General features: G+C 65.7%; 14 protein-coding genes and 2 pseudogenes. 6 read left to right on the top strand and 10 right to left on the bottom strand.

The window, feature by feature from the left end; translation table 11 throughout:
- Positions 1-8: 8 nt before the first annotated feature.
- Positions 9-1040: a mannose-1-phosphate guanylyltransferase gene (locus AC3A43_RS02970; RefSeq protein ID WP_487791048.1), complete on the top strand. Its 1032-nt coding sequence runs from the start codon at positions 9-11 to the stop codon at positions 1038-1040.
- 119 nt (positions 1041-1159) lie between these two features.
- Here the strand turns inward: AC3A43_RS02970 and AC3A43_RS02965 are convergent, their stop codons facing one another.
- Positions 1160-1354, bottom strand: a complete 195-nt coding sequence (locus AC3A43_RS02965) for a hypothetical protein (RefSeq protein WP_487791047.1) — start codon at positions 1352-1354, stop codon at positions 1160-1162.
- Positions 1351-2100 (bottom strand): Crp/Fnr family transcriptional regulator, encoded by a 750-nt coding sequence (locus tag AC3A43_RS02960; protein ID WP_487791046.1) that lies wholly within the window; start codon positions 2098-2100, stop codon positions 1351-1353. Before AC3A43_RS02960 ends, AC3A43_RS02965 begins: the two co-directional genes overlap by 4 nt.
- Positions 2101-2381: 281 nt before the next feature.
- Between AC3A43_RS02960 and katE the strand changes: the two genes are divergently transcribed.
- On the top strand, positions 2382-4568 hold the full coding sequence (gene katE / locus AC3A43_RS02955) for a catalase (RefSeq protein WP_487791045.1): 2187 nt from the start codon (positions 2382-2384) through the stop codon (positions 4566-4568).
- A 30-nt stretch (positions 4569-4598) separates the two neighbouring features.
- Here katE and gntA read toward each other — a convergent pair whose 3' ends face one another.
- Together gntA and AC3A43_RS02945 are read right to left on the bottom strand one after the other, a co-directional pair.
- Positions 4599-5324, bottom strand: coding sequence for a guanitoxin biosynthesis heme-dependent pre-guanitoxin N-hydroxylase GntA (gene gntA / locus AC3A43_RS02950; RefSeq protein ID WP_487791044.1), 726 nt, complete (start codon positions 5322-5324; stop codon positions 4599-4601).
- 96 nt (positions 5325-5420) lie between these two features.
- Positions 5421-6380 (bottom strand): annotated as a pseudogene (locus tag AC3A43_RS02945) (cation diffusion facilitator family transporter).
- A gap of 146 nt (positions 6381-6526) precedes the next feature.
- Here AC3A43_RS02945 and AC3A43_RS02940 point away from each other — a divergent pair.
- Positions 6527-7213, top strand: a complete 687-nt coding sequence (locus tag AC3A43_RS02940) for an MgtC/SapB family protein (protein WP_487791043.1) — start codon at positions 6527-6529, stop codon at positions 7211-7213.
- A 10-nt stretch (positions 7214-7223) separates the two neighbouring features.
- On the opposite strand, the gene AC3A43_RS02935 is transcribed toward AC3A43_RS02940, so the two are convergent.
- The 4 genes from AC3A43_RS02935 to AC3A43_RS02920 are packed head-to-tail and all read right to left on the bottom strand — an operon-like array spanning position 7224 to position 11335.
- Entirely contained in the window at positions 7224-7508 is a 285-nt protein-coding gene (locus tag AC3A43_RS02935) for a hypothetical protein (protein ID WP_487791042.1), read from the bottom strand.
- A complete protein-coding gene (locus AC3A43_RS02930) occupies positions 7508-10036 on the bottom strand; it encodes a cbb3-type cytochrome c oxidase subunit I (protein ID WP_487791041.1) in 2529 nt (842 codons plus the stop codon). Before AC3A43_RS02930 ends, AC3A43_RS02935 begins: the two co-directional genes overlap by 1 nt.
- Positions 10033-10971, bottom strand: coding sequence for a cytochrome c oxidase subunit II (gene coxB, locus AC3A43_RS02925; protein WP_487791040.1), 939 nt, complete (start codon positions 10969-10971; stop codon positions 10033-10035). The genes AC3A43_RS02930 and coxB overlap by 4 nt, the downstream gene beginning before the upstream one ends.
- Positions 10964-11335: a c-type cytochrome gene (locus AC3A43_RS02920; protein WP_487791039.1), complete on the bottom strand. Its 372-nt coding sequence runs from the start codon at positions 11333-11335 to the stop codon at positions 10964-10966. Before AC3A43_RS02920 ends, coxB begins: the two co-directional genes overlap by 8 nt.
- Positions 11336-11431: 96 nt before the next feature.
- On the opposite strand from AC3A43_RS02920, the pseudogene AC3A43_RS02915 reads away from it, so the two are divergent.
- Positions 11432-11941 (top strand): annotated as a pseudogene (locus AC3A43_RS02915) (c-type cytochrome); the annotation flags it as partial.
- A gap of 13 nt (positions 11942-11954) precedes the next feature.
- Here AC3A43_RS02915 and AC3A43_RS02910 read toward each other — a convergent pair.
- Together AC3A43_RS02910 and AC3A43_RS02905 are read right to left on the bottom strand one after the other, a co-directional pair.
- On the bottom strand, positions 11955-12617 hold the full coding sequence (locus tag AC3A43_RS02910) for a cytochrome b (protein WP_487791038.1): 663 nt from the start codon (positions 12615-12617) through the stop codon (positions 11955-11957).
- Entirely contained in the window at positions 12614-13330 is a 717-nt protein-coding gene (locus tag AC3A43_RS02905; RefSeq protein ID WP_487791037.1) for a cytochrome c oxidase assembly protein, read from the bottom strand. Before AC3A43_RS02905 ends, AC3A43_RS02910 begins: the two co-directional genes overlap by 4 nt.
- Before the next feature lie 131 nt (positions 13331-13461).
- On the opposite strand from AC3A43_RS02905, the gene AC3A43_RS02900 reads away from it, so the two are divergent.
- Together AC3A43_RS02900 and AC3A43_RS02895 are read left to right on the top strand one after the other, a co-directional pair.
- Entirely contained in the window at positions 13462-13872 is a 411-nt protein-coding gene (locus tag AC3A43_RS02900) for a DUF2231 domain-containing protein (protein WP_487791036.1), read from the top strand.
- The gene (locus AC3A43_RS02895; RefSeq protein ID WP_487791035.1) at positions 13869-15206 is read left to right on the top strand and encodes a PQQ-dependent sugar dehydrogenase; all 1338 of its coding nucleotides are present in this window, start codon (positions 13869-13871) and stop codon (positions 15204-15206) included. Before AC3A43_RS02900 ends, AC3A43_RS02895 begins: the two co-directional genes overlap by 4 nt.
- Position 15207 lies beyond the last annotated feature (1 nt).

Genomic DNA, 15207 nt, shown 5'->3' with positions numbered 1-15207 from the left:
GCCGCCAGATGCAGGAACAGATTCAGCCCGTCATTCTGTGCGGCGGCGCAGGGACGCGTCTTTGGCCCGCCTCGCGCGGCGAGCGCGCAAAGCAGTTTCTCGACATCGTCGACGATGCGAGCCTCTTCGCCAGCACGCTGGCGCGCGTTTCGGACCGCCACTTCGCCGATCCTCTCGTGGTTTGCGGTCCTGGCCATGTCGCGACCGCGCGCGAGCAAGCGCGTGACCGGCCGATACGCCTGCTCGTCGAGCCCGTACCGCGCAACACCGCCGCGGCGATCGCGCTCGCGGTGGTTACCGCGCCATCCGACGCATTGCTCCTCGTCATGCCCAGCGACCATGTCATCGCCGATGTGCCGGCCTTTCACGCCGCCATCGATCGGGGCGCGGCGCTCGCGCGCGAGAACTGGCTCGTTACCTTCGGCATTGCGCCCGACCGGCCCGAAACGGGGTTCGGCTATATCAAGAGCGGCGCAGCGCTGCGTCCAGACGGCTTCGCCGTCGAACGCTTTGTCGAAAAGCCCCCGCTCGCGGAAGCGGAGGCGATGCTTTCGGCCGGTGGTTACAGCTGGAACGCGGGCATTTTCCTGTTCCGCGCGTGCGCGATGCGCGACGCCATGCGCACGCATTGCCCGGCGATTCTGGAGGCTGCCGAACGGGCGATTGCCGCAAGCCGAGTCGAGGGACCGGCAGTCTATGCCGATCGAGAGACGTTCGTGTCGGCCCCGGCGGACTCGATCGATTATGCGGTGATGGAAAAGCACGACCGCGTCGCGGTCGTGCCCGTTTCGATGGGTTGGTCGGATCTCGGCAGCTGGCACGCCGTCCACAACCTCACGATGCGCGACGAGGCCGGAAACGCCGTAAACGGGGATGCGTTTCTCCACGACAGCCGCGGATGCCTCGTGCGCGCCGGCGGCCGCCGCGTATCGCTTATCGGCATGGAGGATGTCGCGGTGGTCGTCGATGGTGACGATATCCTCGTCATGCCGCTCGCGCGGTCGCAGGACGTCCGGGCTGCGGCCAAGGCGCGGGCGTAACACGTTCGACCGTTCAGGTAGATTGCGGCGGGTAACCGTCTGCCTGCGCGCCAACGGGCATCAGCTTCCCGTTTTCGAGTGCCCGCGGCGACCGGCTGGGGGCGCGACCGACTTCAGGCTCAATCCTCGTCGGACGCCCTCTGCGTCGCCGCGACCGCAGCGGCATCGATCAGGCTCTGTCCTGTCCGGGCGGCCGCGTCCGCCGTCATGGTCGCCGCGACCCCGTCGGGACCTTCGAGAAAGACAAGGCCTCCCTCGGCGGTGGCGATACCGGGTTTGGTCTCGGGCTGCGGCCCCGCGGTATCTGGTGTCATGATCGTGACCTTTTTACATTAGAGAGAAAATCGGGGATCGTTTCCATATAGAGATAGGCGGGATCGAACTCGCCCCGTGCCGCGAGCGCCACGGGATCGGGAATCTCGACGAGCGACGCGCGAAAGCTGCAGAGCCCTTCCTCACGCAGCTGACGCATCACCCGGTTCACATGAACCGTGGTCAAGCCGCAGATTTCGCCGAGGTCGGCTTGGGTGAGCGCGAGCGCGAAGCGCCGGCCGTCGCTCAGTCCCGCCGAGAAAAGCCGCGCGTTGGTTTCACACAGAAAGTGCGCAATGCGACCGGTTGCGTCGAGACGGCCGAGCCGGAACAGCCAGGCGCGATGGATCGCCGCGTCGAGCAGCGTGGAGAACCACAGTTTGCGCGTGAGCTCGGGCATGTCCTGGGTGATCGCTTCGAGCTCGGCATGCGGTATCGTCGCAACGGTTGCGGAGGTCAGCGTCGCGACGTCATGATCGAGGACCTTGAGCGGGAAGGCGTGGAGGTCAAGAAAATCGCCTGGCAGGTGGATCGCCACGAGCTGGCGAAGGCCCTGGCGGTCGTCGAGATAGCGCGACATCACGCCTTCGATAAGCAAGGTGCTTTGATGGAGCGGTTCGCCGGCGCGCGCGATGATCTTGCGCGGCGCGATGGTCTTCACTTCGCCGATCGCCCCCTCGATCCGTGCCCGCTCCTCGGCGGTGAGGCTCGCGCCGCGCTTGTCTCTCAAAAAGCGTTCGGTGAACATGAATGACGCACCTCGGAAACTTCTGGGATGGCTTTACCTTGTCTTCCAACGGTCGATGCGGCGACGCGTTGCACGCGGCGATCCGCAATCGTGATGATGCAGGTTAACTTCGCGGCAAATAGCGCAACTCGCAGCGCGTCTGCCGGTTGAGCCTGTGCACCCGCCTCATCGTTCGCAGCAAGCGACGCGGGGCGTCCTGTCTTCCTTCCAATGATCGGCGAGAGCGTACCATGGCCAAAACTCCTTCTTCGAAAAATCCCTCGGGCCGTTCGGCGTCCACCATGACGCCGGCGGATATTTCCGGCGCCGACATCGGCGGCGAGAGCCCGCAGAAGGCGCCGGCCTTTCCCGGCGACGCCGCAATCAGCTTTACGTTCGACGGTCGGTCGGCCGAAGGCGGCGAAACGCACCAGGTGGCCGAGGGCGATGTCGCGACACTGACCACCCAGCACGGCACGCCAATCGCCGACGATCAGAACAGCCTGAAACATGGCGCACGCGGTCCGACCCTGCTCGAGGACTTCCACTTCCGCGAGAAAATCTTTCACTTCGACCATGAGCGCATCCCCGAGCGGGTCGTCCACGCCCGCGGCTATGGCGCGCATGGTTTCTTCGAGCTCACGGACAGCCTGTCGGATGTCAGCCGCGCCGATATCTTCCAGCGCGTCGGCGAACGCACCCCCGCCTTCGTGCGCTTCTCGACCGTCGCTGGCTCAAAGGGCAGCTTCGATCTCGCGCGCGACGTCCGCGGCTTCGCGGTCAAGCTCTACACGCAGGAAGGCAATTGGGATCTCGTCGGCAACAACATCCCCGTCTTCTTCATCCAGGACGCGATCAAATTCCCCGACCTCGTCCATTCGGTGAAGCCCGAGCCCGACCGCGCCTTTCCGCAGGCGGCTTCGGCGCACGACAATTTCTGGGATTTCATCAGCCTGATGCCCGAAAGCTTCCACATGATCATGTGGACCATGTCGGACCGTGCGATCCCACGCTCGTTCCGCACGATGGAAGGCTTCGGCGTCCACACCTTCCGCCTGCTCGATGCCAAGGGCAAGTCGACCTTCGTCAAATTCCACTGGAAGCCCAAGCAGGGATTGCAGTCGGTCGTGTGGAACGAGGCGGTCAAGATCAACGGCGCCGATCCCGATTTCCACCGCCGCGACCTGTGGGACGCGATCAACAGCGGCGACTTTCCCGAATGGGAGCTGGGCGTCCAGCTGTTCGACGATGATTTCGCCGACAGCTTCGACTTCGATGTCCTCGATGCGACCAAGCTGATCCCCGAGGAACTGGTCCCGATCCGCATCGTCGGCCGCCTCGTGCTCGACCGCGTCGTAGACAATTTCTTCGCCGAGACCGAGCAGGTCGCCTTCATGACCCAGAATGTCCCGCCGGGCATCGATTTTTCGAACGACCCGCTGCTCCAGGGCCGCAACTTCTCCTATCTCGACACGCAAATCAAACGCCTGGGGAGCACCAACTTTACCCATATCCCGATCAATGCGCCGAAGTGCCCGATGGCGCACTTCCAGCAGGACGGCCATATGGCGATGCGCAACCCGGTCGGCCGCGTGAACTACGAGCCGAACAGCTGGGGGCCAACGCAGGGCGGCCCGCGCGAGGATCCGGCGCGCGGCTTCCGGAGCTTCGCCGAGGACGCAGACGGACCCAAGCAGCGGGAGCGCTCGGAAAGCTTCGCCGATCATTACAGCCAGGCGCGGCAATTCTTCGTCAGCCAGACGCCGGTCGAGAAGAAGCATATCGGCGATGCGCTGGTATTCGAACTCTCGAAGGTCGAACGCCCCGACATCCGCTCGCGCACCGTCTCGCACCTGCGCAACATCGACGAGGGTCTCGCTGCAACGGTCGCCGACGGTCTCGGCCTGCCGCTTCCCGATGCAGCCCCCGCAGCGCGCAAGCCGATCGTCGATCTTCCCGCGTCGGATGCGCTCAGCATCGTCAAGAACGGTCCCGACAGCTTCAAGGGCCGCAAGCTCGGCATCTTGATGAGCGATGGCGCCAACCCGACGATCTTCAAGGCGCTGGTCAAGGCGCTCGACGCCGAGGGCGCAGTCTATGAGGTGGTCGCGCCCAAGATCGGCGGGGTGACGCTTGCCGATGGAACCAAGGTCGCGGCAAAGCACAAGATCGACGGCGGCCCCTCGGTTCTGTTCGATGCCGTCGCCTTCCTCGTGTCGGAGGAAGGCGCCGCCGAACTTGCCGCCGATGCAACGGCGAAGGACTTCGCCAGCGACGCCTTCGCGCATTGCAAGTTCATCGGCATGACCCCGGAGGCCGAGGCGATCTTCGCCGCGGCAGGCCTCGCCGAAGATCTCGACGAGGCCTGCATCCTGCTCGAAAAGGCTGGCGACGCTGCGCCCTTCGTAGCAGCGTGCGGCGCCCTACGTTTCTGGCAACGCGAACTGAAGGTCGATCTCGACGCAAAGCCGGCACCGACAGCCCGCTAGCCGCGGCGCGGACCGCGCGTCCCTGTGCGATCAACTGCGTTCGGTGCGTCCGCGCAGGGGGTCGCGCACCGCCGCGCCATCCGTCCGCCCGGAAAAGGGACAAACCCAGTCGGCGCCGACGGCGCGCCCCGAATATTGGCGCGCTTCGGATGTGGTCCCATGGCGCGCCAGCATCGGGTTCACATCCCCCGCGAGCGCGACATCGCGTTTGATGATCGCTTCGCGCATCTTGTCATACACGCCCTGCGCGCGGAGCTGTTCGAACTGGTCATGAAGATTGAACACGAGTGCCGGACGCTCGAAGCGCCGCGCGGGTCGGCTGGCGCGCGGATGCAGGCCGACGACGAAAAATGCCTCGCCGCCGAAACTCAGCGAAAAGTGCGGATCGCCCGGATCGGCACTGACGCGGCGATCGAGCGGTTGCCCGTGCCAGGCATCCTTGTGGGTCAGCGATTCCAGCCGCTCCCACAGGCATGCCTCGAATTCCTCTTCGTCGAACCCGCTGTCTTCCTCGAACAGAACTGCCAGCGACTGGAAGAGGGCGCGCGTGCGTGCGTAGGACCAGGCGAGATCGAGCAGGGTCGGATAAATACGCAAATCGTCCCACGCCGATCGCATGTCGCGTCCGACAAGAATGCGAAGCTGGCTCTTGGCGAGCGCGGACTTCGCCCCGACGCACGGGAAATGCTCATCCCTAATGAAGGACGCGAAGCGACGGGCGAGCGGGTGGTCATTGTCAAAAGCCGGTGAATACATGCGCGAAAAACGGCTGAAACCGGCGCCGGGTTGCACCTCATTGATCGAGGTTGTAACGATTCTGCGGCCTCGGACATGACCCGCCCGGTTCGCAACTCAGTCGCGCGGCGGGGCTGGATAGACGACCGCATCGCGCTGCTTCTCGGGGCGGATATAGATCGAGCTCAAGCGCGGCTCGGCCGCCTTGAGCTCGGCTTCCATCTCCTCGATCAGGCTCTCTGCGCGGCCCATCGGCAGCGCATCCTCGAAATCTGCGCTCACCGCGACGAAGATGGAATCGGGGGCGGTGTGAATGGTGCGGACATGATTGATCGCAGTGATTTCGGGGCGCCGTTCGAGCAGGCGCCAGATCGCGACGACGAGCTCGGGCTCGGCGCTTTCGCCGATCAGCAGGCCTTTCGCCTCGCGCGCCAGCAGCACCGCGACCGCCGCAAGCACGCAGCCAATCGCGACCGATGCCATGCCGTCGATCCGCGCGTCGCCGGTCCAATGGCTTGCCCAAACCCCAACGGCCGCAATCGCGAGCCCGAGCAGCGCCGCACTGTCCTCGAAGAGCACGATGAAGCCGGCAGGATCCTTCGAGTGCTTGACCGCCTTCCACCAGCTCTGCTTTCCGCGTCCGGCATTGAATTCGCGAACCGCGATCGCCCAGGACTATCCTTCGAGCAGGAATGCGACGCCGAGCACGATATAGTTGATCGTCGGATCGCGCAGCGGCTCGGGATCGGCCATATGGCGCCAGCCTTCGTAGATCGACACGCCCGCGCCGATCGCGAAGATCAGGATCGCGACGACGAAGGCCCAGAAATAGAGTTCGCGGCCGTAGCCGAACGGATGATAGGCGTCGGGAGGACGCTTGGCGCGGGACTGGCCGTAGAGCAGCAGTATCTGGTTGCCGCTGTCGACGAGCGAATGAACGCCTTCGGTGAGCATCGACGACGATCCGCTGATCGCCGCCGCCGCGAATTTCGCGACCGCGATCCCGAGATTGGCAAACAGCGCGCCGTAGAGCACGATGTTCGCTTTCATATGACGGTAGGCAGAAGCGGTCTGCATGGCGTCTCCGACGAGCGCGCCCCCGCCCTCAGAAGCGATCGATGGAGCGGTCGGTTCCCAAGCCGCGAAACGAAGCATGGGCTTCGCGGGTTCGGACAGGGAGCAGCCACGCGGCCCGCACCCGCATCTTCCACGAAAGACACGATATGCAATTGCTGAGCCCCGACCTGATTTGGCCGATCGTGGGCGCCATCGTCGCCGGTGCCGTGATCGGCGCCGAACGCGAATATCGCGCAAGCCCGGCAGGGCTGCGCACGCATATCCTCGTCAGCCTCTCCTGCTGTCTCCTGATGCTTTCGGCGGTCCACCAGATGGCCTGGCTCAACGATGCGCCGCTCGAGGTGGTCCGCATCGATCCCGTCCGCATGGCGCATGGCATCCTGACTGGCATCGGGTTCCTGTGCGGCGGCGTGATCTTTCGCGAAGGCTTCAATGTTCGCGGGCTTACGACGGCGGCATCGCTGTGGATGACGGCCACGCTCGGTGTCCTTTTCGGCATCGGCTTCTATGAGCTTGCGATCTTCGGCGCGGTCGCGACATTGCTCGTGCTCGCGGCGGTCACGATCTCCGAACGCCGCGCGCCGCAGCGCCGCATCGTGCATCTGAAAGCGCGCTATGCGCGCGCAAAGGCAAAACCCGCTAGCGCCTTTGAAACCCTGCTCGCCGAACATGGCCTGCGCCCGCTTTCGATCGACCAGAGCCTCGACGGCGGTATCTTTGAATATGGCGCGATCGCCGACGGCTATGACGAAGACCGCGCCAAACGCCTCGCCGCGACGCTCTCGGCCGACGCCGATGTCGAAGGCTTCGAGATCAGGCCGCAGCCGGCCTAGCCGAGGCGCGCTATCCGACCAGCGCGGGCAGCGCCTGCCAGGCGATAGCGAGCGCGCTCAGCGCAAGCCCGCCGAGAGCGACGCTCGCGCGCCAGCGCGCAAAATCGTCTGACCGGTCAAGCGGCAGTAGTTGCCGGGCGAGCAGGCCAAGAGCGCCAAGCGCGAGCCCGCTCAGCAGCAGGACAGCGCCGCGCGAGGCGGTGCTTGCGCCCGCAAATTCGCCGATGCCGTAGAGCAGGAAGAAATGTACGGCCCAGAGCAGCAGCCCGCCGAGGAGGATCAGCCAGCTGCGCATCAGGGCATGCCGAAGGACCGGCCGAACAAAGCCGCCACGAGGCCCTGCACCGCGGTGTAGGCGAGGAACAACATGGTGAGATCGACGCTGTTGTTGCGCGGCAGGCTGACCAGACCGCGCAGCGAGCGCGCCGCGCAAAAGGCGGCCATGAGCAGTCCGGTGCCGGTTGCGAAGGCCTGCAGCGCCTGCAACGCGTAAATCGTCGCCCCCTGCCCGCTCGCCTGTGGAGCGAGGCCGCTCGCGCGCCAGCTGCTCCAGTCGAGCCACAGAGCGACGCCGGCCGCGAGCACCGAGAAGAGGAGCAGGCCCGAGGCCCCGCCGGCGCCGCGCGGCAGCAGGCGGCGCGCCGCGAGCGCCGCGACCAGCGCGGTGCCATAGAGGAGCGCCACCGGCAGCGCCGCGCCGATCCTGGGTGGCGGCGCCCAAAATCCGGGCTGGTTCGACCAGAGGAAAGCAAGACTGAAGAGCGCCATGATGAAGATCATCGCCATCACGACGAGCAGGATCACCATGGCCCACCAGCCGTGGCTCGAAGGGCCCGTGACATAGGTCGGCACCATGATCCCCGCGCCGATATCGACCTCGGCCTGCTCGACCGGCCGATCGGTCTCCCAGAGCCAGCGAAGCACGCACGCGACGGCGAGGATACCGCTCACCCACCCGAACGTATAAGCCTGCACTGTCAGCGCGAGAAAGAAGCCGGCCGTGAAAACGGCGGCAGCGAAAGGCCAGGCCGAGGGGCCGGGCATGATCTGCAGATATTGGGGTTCGGCGAGCAACGGACTCGTCACGATCGTTTCGCGAAGCCCTGTCGCCGAGCAGGGAAGGAAATAGCGCCCCGCCGCGACGTCGTCGGCGAGCTTCGGATCGTCGCGCAGCGGATCGCGGCTGCGCACGACCGGGATCGAACGCGTCGAATAGAGCTCGCTCGGCAGCCATTCGAGCGTGCCGCCGTCATAGACATTGCCGGCATTGCCTCCGCCAGGCGCCAGACGGAAGTTGCGCGCAAGATCGACGAGGAACAGCAGCACGCCGGCAGCCAGCATGAAAGCGCCGATCGTCGAGATCAGATTGGGCAGCTCGAGCCCCTGCCCCGGCAGATAGGTGTAGACGCGCCGCGGCATGCCCTGGAGTCCGGCAAGATGCATCGGCAGGAAGGCGATGTTCATGCCGGAGAACATCAGGCCGAACACCCATTTGGCGAGCCGTTCCGAGAGCGCCCGCCGGCTCACCATCGGGATCCAGTAATAGAAGGCGGCGAACAGTGGGAAGACCATGCCGCCGATCAGGACATAATGGAGGTGCGCGACGATGAAATAGCTGTCGTGCGCCTGCCAGTCGAAGGGCACCATCGCCACCATCACCCCGGTGAGCCCGCCGGTCACGAAGATGACAATGCTGCCGAGCACGAACAGGGCTGGCGCGTTGAAGCTGCGCTTGCCGATCGCGAGCGTCGCAATCCACGAAAAGACCTGGAGGCCCGCGGGGATGCTCACCGCCATCGACGCCGCCGAAAAGAAGCCGGTCGTCATCGGCGGCATGCCGGTCGCGAACATATGATGCGCCCAGACGCCGAAGCTGATGAAGCCGGTCGCAAGCATCGCGAGCACGATCAGCCGGTAACCGACGAGTTCCTCGCGCGCCACCGCGGCGACGATCATGCTCATCATGCCGGCGGCGGGGAGAAAGATGATGTAGACCTCGGGATGGCCGAAGAACCAGAAGAGATGCTGCCATAGCATCGGGTCGCCGCCACGCGTCGCATCGAAAAAGGGCCAGTTGAAGGCCCGCTCGATCTCGAGCAGCAGCGTGCCGAGGATGATGCTCGGAAAGGCGATCACGATCATGACCGCGAAGGCGAGCATCGACCAAGCGAAGATCGGCATCTTGTCGAGGCTCATGCCCGGCGCGCGGGTGCGAAGCACACCGACGATGATCTCGATCGCGCCCGCGATGGCGCTGATCTCGATGAAACCGATCCCGAGCAGCCAGAAGTCGGTGTTGATTCCCGGCGAGAAGGCCTTCGAGGTGAGCGGCGGATACATGAACCAGCCGCCGTCGGGCGCGAGCCCGACAAAGATCGACGCGAAGAAGCAGAGCCCGCCGACGGCATAGGCCCAGAAGGCATAGGCCGAGAGACGCGGGAACGGCAGGTCGCGCGCCGCGAGCATCTGCGGCAACAACAGGACCCCCGCTGCCTCGACCGCGGGCACCGCGAAGAGGAACATCATCACCGTGCCGTGCATGGTGAAAACCTGATTATAGGTGCCCTGCGGCAGGATCTCGAGCATCGGCGCCGCAAGCTGCGCGCGCATCAGCAGGGCAAGCACCCCCGCCATCAGGAAGAAGAGAAAGGCGGTGCCGAGATAATAGATGCCGACGTAATTATTGTTGACGACGGTCAGATATTCCCATCCCTTTGGCTTGCACCAGATCCGCCGCAATTCCTCTTCTTCGCCTTTCGGGCGGCGCCCCTTGGTGGGGAAGCGATCGTAGAGCGCGGGATCGAACCCGGTCTCGGACCTCATTTCAAAGTCACCAGATAATCGCTGAGCGCGCGCAACTCTTCGCCGCCGAACTGGTGATAGGCAGGCATGCGGTTGCCCGGCTTGATCGCCTGCGCATCGGCGACCCAGCCGGCCATCGTGCCCGGATTGTTCGGCAGGATGCCGGCGCCGAGCGTGCGGCGCGAACCGACATGGGTAAGATCAGGCCCGGCCAGGCCGTTCGCGGGCGTGCCGCGGATCGTGTGACACGCGGCGCAGCCGCTCGACAGGAAGAGCGAAATCCCCGGGCCCTTCCCTTCGCTTGCCGGCAGGCGCGAAGCGCGCCAGCGCGCAAAGTCGGCGGGCGGGTGCGCGACGACGATGAAGCCCATCAAGGCGTGCGGCCCGCCGCAATATTCGGCGCATTGCCCCTTGTAGATGCCGGGCTTGTCGGCCTGGATCAGGAGGCGGTTGGTGCGCCCCGGAATCATGTCCATCTTGCCGCCGAGGCGCGGCACCCAGAAGCTGTGGATGACATCGGCCGCCTCGAGTTCGAGCAGCACCGGCGTGCCGACGGGGATGTGGAGTTCGTTCGCATCGCGCAGGGTTTCTCGGCCTTCCTCGTCCTGATAATGCACGCGCCACCACCACATTTCGCCGATGATCTTGACCCGCATTTCCTGGCCGGTGACGCGCGTCGCCGAGAGCGAGCTGGTGAGCATCAGTCCCCAGACAAGAAGGCCGGTGAGCACCACGGCCGGAAAGGCGAAGCCGAGGATCCAGATCGCGCGCTCGCCGCCGAGCCGCGCCTTGAGCTTCGCCGAACCGAACAGCGCGGCCCAGAGCGCCGCAAGCACCACCAAAAGCACGGCGGTCCCGCCGAGCAGCAAGGCCCAGGCGAGCGTCGTCACCGGCTCGGAATAAGGGCCCGCCGGGTCGAAGACCGCCGGCGGCCAGCCAGAGCCGGCGCTAGTCACGCAAGCTCTGGAGCCAGGACGCTATGTCACGCGCTTCGCGCGCGGTCATCGGGATAGCGGGCATCGCGCTTCCCGGCACCGCCGCAGGCGCGTCGCGTATGAAGGCCGCAAGCAGAGGCAGATCGTTGGGGATCTGCCCGGCGATCAGGCCGCGCTTTCCGAAAGCCGCAAGCGGCGGACCGACCTGTCCCTTCGGCCAAGCGATGCCGGGCATCTCGTGACAGGCGCCGCAGCCGAGGCGCGCGGCCGCGGCCTTGCCGCGCGCGATCGCGGCGGCATCGGCGAGCGGCGGTTCGACGCGCGCGGGACTGCAAGCTGTCAGCATCAGCAGCATCGATCCCGTAAATCCCCCTTTCCAGATCATCCGACATCCTCTTGCGTCACGCTTCGGGAACCACCGCACGCCGACAATGGTTCCCGCAAGGTGCGCGCCGCTTCCCTTCTCCTCCTCCTCCCGCTGATGGGATGCGACGCGCCGCGCCATGACGATCGCTTTCGCGCCTCCGGCGAGACGCTGGCGTTCAGCGGAGGCGACGCGGGCGCCCAAGCGGCTTGCTTCACCTGTCATGGTCTCGGCGGCGAAAGCGATGGCCAGGCCAGCCCGCGCCTCGCCGGCCTCGACCCCGGCTATCTTCACCGCCAGCTCGCCGATTATGCCAACGGGCGGCGCGAGCATCCGCTGATGCGCACGATCGCGCTCAAATTGTCCGACGCTGACCGCGCAAAGGTCGCGGCCTATTATGCCGCCCTGCCCGTGCCCCCGCGCGCGCCCGCGAAACCCAATGCCGACGGCGCAGTCCTCTTCCTGCGCGGCGATAGCGAACGCGGTCTCGCGCCCTGCGCAAGCTGTCATGGTGCGAACGGCGAAGGCGATGCGGCGAACCCGCCGCTTGCTGACCAGCCTGCGGCCTATCTCGAGGCGCAGCTTGCCGCATGGCGCACCGGCAGGCGGAACAATGACCCCCTCGGCGAGATGCGGGCAATCAGCCGCCGGCTTTCGCCCTCCGACGCGCGCGCGGTTTCGGCTTATGCGGCGGGCCTTTCTCCGTCTCACCCTCCAGATCGGGCAGCATCCCGCGCAGCACATCGTGGCGATCCCAGAAATGATGCTTCAGCGCCGCGCCGACATGGATCGGGATCATCGCCACCAGCAGAATGACGAGGAAGGCGTGGATGCCCTCGGCCCAGTCGAGTACCCACCATTGCACCGCGGGTGTGAGCGTATCGAAGGGCATATAGGGAAAGGGAATGAGGCCCGCGATCTTCAGCGGCTCGCCCTCGACCGCCGACCACATCGCCCAGCCGCTCAAGGGCAAGCCGAAGAAGCAGAGATAGAAGAGGATGTGGGTGACATAGGCCGCGATCGTTTGCCAGCCGAGCCGGTCGGCATCATTGATCGGGCCCGGGATCACCAACCTCCACAGCGCCCGCATCGCGGCGAGGACGAGCATCAGCAGTCCGATCTCGGCGTGGGTGCGAAAGGCCTCGAGCTTTTCGCCGCCCGCGGGAATCCGGCTCATGTGCCAGCCCCACCAGAGCTGAAAGAGGACGAGCGCCGCCATCACCCAGTGGAAGATCTGGCCGACGGGCGAGTAGCGCCGGTCAGCGGCGTAGCGCGCCGCCCAGGCCTGAAGCGCCGCGATCATCGCGTCGCTGCGGCCGGCGGCGCGAGCATGTGCCAGCCGCGCCATAATGCCGCAGCGAGATAAAGGGTGGCCGCGGGCGCCCACATGATGAGCCCGGCGAGCTGCTGGTCCTCGAGCGGGGTCAGGCCCCAGGCCAATGTCGATACAGCATGCGGCGCGTACAGAGGGGTTCCGGCGAAGGTGATCAGCGCCCCGAGCAGCCCCATCTGGACCATCATCGCGAGCAGGAGCAGGATCGCGGTTGGCGAAGACGCGCGCCGCAGCGCGCCCCAGAAAGTCATCGCGCTGGCGAGCAGCGACAGCTGCATCGTCCAGAAAATCAGGTCGTTAGACAGCGCTGCAACATAGGGGGCGGGCGCGTGCCAGACCCAGAAGAGGAGGATATGCCCCGCCGCCCACAGCGCCGCACTCCCGGACACGATGAGACGCGGAAGGCCCCACAGGAGCAGCGGAGCCGCGACAGCGGTCAATATGACATGATGCGCTACGCGTACCGAGAAGAGCGCGGAGGACAGGGCGCAGAGCGGCGACACGAACAGAAGCACCAATAGCGCCATCCCAGCCCAAAAGGCAGGAGCAGCATCGCGGCGCCAGGCAAGATAAGCGACCAGTGCGAGCCCGAGCAACAGCAAGGGATCGCCGTTCCAGCGCGCGAGCCAGTCGCCGGGGAGCGGCGCCGCGCCGCAATAGGGAATCCAGCTTCGGTCCATCATGCCCTTCCTCTGCCAACGAACGTCGCGCCCGCGCGCGGGTTCCGCGCGCGCCCACGAAACCAATCGCCAGCCGGTGCATTGTTCGAGGGGGGCGGAGCAGGCGGAGAACGAGCTTGGCGACACAATCTTCCATGGGCAGACGGCCCGTCCACCCGCTCCACGCGATCCTGCTCGCGTTCCCGATCGCGCTGTTTGCCAGCGCCCTTCTGTCCGACATCACCTATCTCAAGAGCGCCGAGATGCAGTGGAGCAATTTTTCGGCCTGGCTTATCGTCGGCGCGCTCGTGTTCGGCGCCCCGGTCCTGCTCTGGGCTGCGATCGGCCTTTTCCGCCGGCGCCGCGACCCCGAGCGGACCCGAGCGCTCGTCTATTTCCTGCTCCTCCTCGTCATGTGGATCGCCGGACTGATCAACGCCTTCGAGCACAGCCAGGACGCCTGGAGCTCGGTCGGCGCCGCCGGCGTCACTCTGTCGATCGTCTCGGCCCTCACCGCACTCGCCGCGGGATGGACTGCCTATAGCGGCGAAAGGATCGCCCGATGAGCCTGCGACTACTCCTCTCCGGTCTCCTCGCCGCGGGCACGCTCGCAGGGTGTAGCGGCGGCGACGAAAGCCTCGACCAGACGGGCGCGAGGCCCAAACTCCCTGCGCTCGACGAGACGCTCGTCCCGCCGATGAAGATCGCGAAGCCGCAAGGCTGGAACGGCGAACGTCCGACCGTGCCGAAGGGCTTCACGATCACGCCCGTCGCGACCGATCTCAAGATACCGCGCCAGATTCTTGTCCTGCCCAATGGCGACGTCCTAGTCGCCGAAGGCTCGGGCGGTCATGCGCCGAAATCGCGCCCCAAGGATGTGATCGCGGGCTATATCAAGAGCCTCGGCAAGAGCAGCGTCAAGGGCGGCGATCGCATCACCCTGCTGCGCGACGCGAACGGCGACGGCAAGCCCGAGCTGCGCACGACGTTCATCAAGGATCTCGATGCGCCCTATGGCCTCGCGCTGGTGAACGGCAGCCTCTATGTCGCCAACCAGGGCGCGCTGCTGCGCTTCGCCTATAGAGACGGGGCGACAAGCATCGCCGGAAAAGGGGAAGAGGTCACCAAACTCCCGTCGCAGATCAATCACCACTGGACCAAGTCGCTTGCCGCCAGCCCCGATGGCAGCAAGCTCTTTGTCGGCATCGGCTCGAACAGCAATATCGGCGAGCGCGGCCTCAGCCTCGAGGAAGATCGCGCGGTGATCTGGGAGGTCGATCCCGCGACAAAGGCGAGCCGCATATATGTCTCGGGTATTCGCAACCCGACTGCGCTCGCTTTCGAGCCGACATCGAACATGCTGTGGGCGGTGGTCAATGAGCGCGACGAACTCGGAGCAGAGCTAGTCCCCGATTATCTGACCTCGGTGAAAGAGGGCGCCTTCTATGGCTGGCCGTACAGCTATTGGGGTCAGCATGTCGATCCACGGGTGCATCCGCAGAAACCCGACCTCGTCAAAAGCGCGATCGCGCCCGACTATGGGCTCGGCTCGCATGTCGCGCCGCTCGGCCTCAGCTTCGCCAGCGGCACCGGCTTTCCGGGCTTCGCGCAAGGCGCCTTTATCGGCGAGCATGGCAGCTGGAACCGCCAGCATCTCGCGGGCTACAAGGTGAGCTTCGTGCCGTTTGCGGGCGGCAGACCCGCAGGCAAGCCGAGGGATTTCGTGACCGGCTTCATCAAGGACGGGCGCGCACGCGGCCGCCCGGTGGGGGTTACCTATGATGCGGCGCGCGGCGCGCTCTGGATCGCCGACGATCTTTCGAACACGGTATGGCGCGTCACGGGTCCGGCACCGCTTGCGCTTGCCTCGCCGGTTGCACCGGCAGCAGGCCAGAAATGAT

Source organism: Sphingopyxis sp. Soil_C_28 (assembly GCF_057657055.1).
The sequence above is the reverse complement of the archived record's forward strand: the minus strand, read 5'-3'. Positions and strand labels throughout refer to the sequence as shown.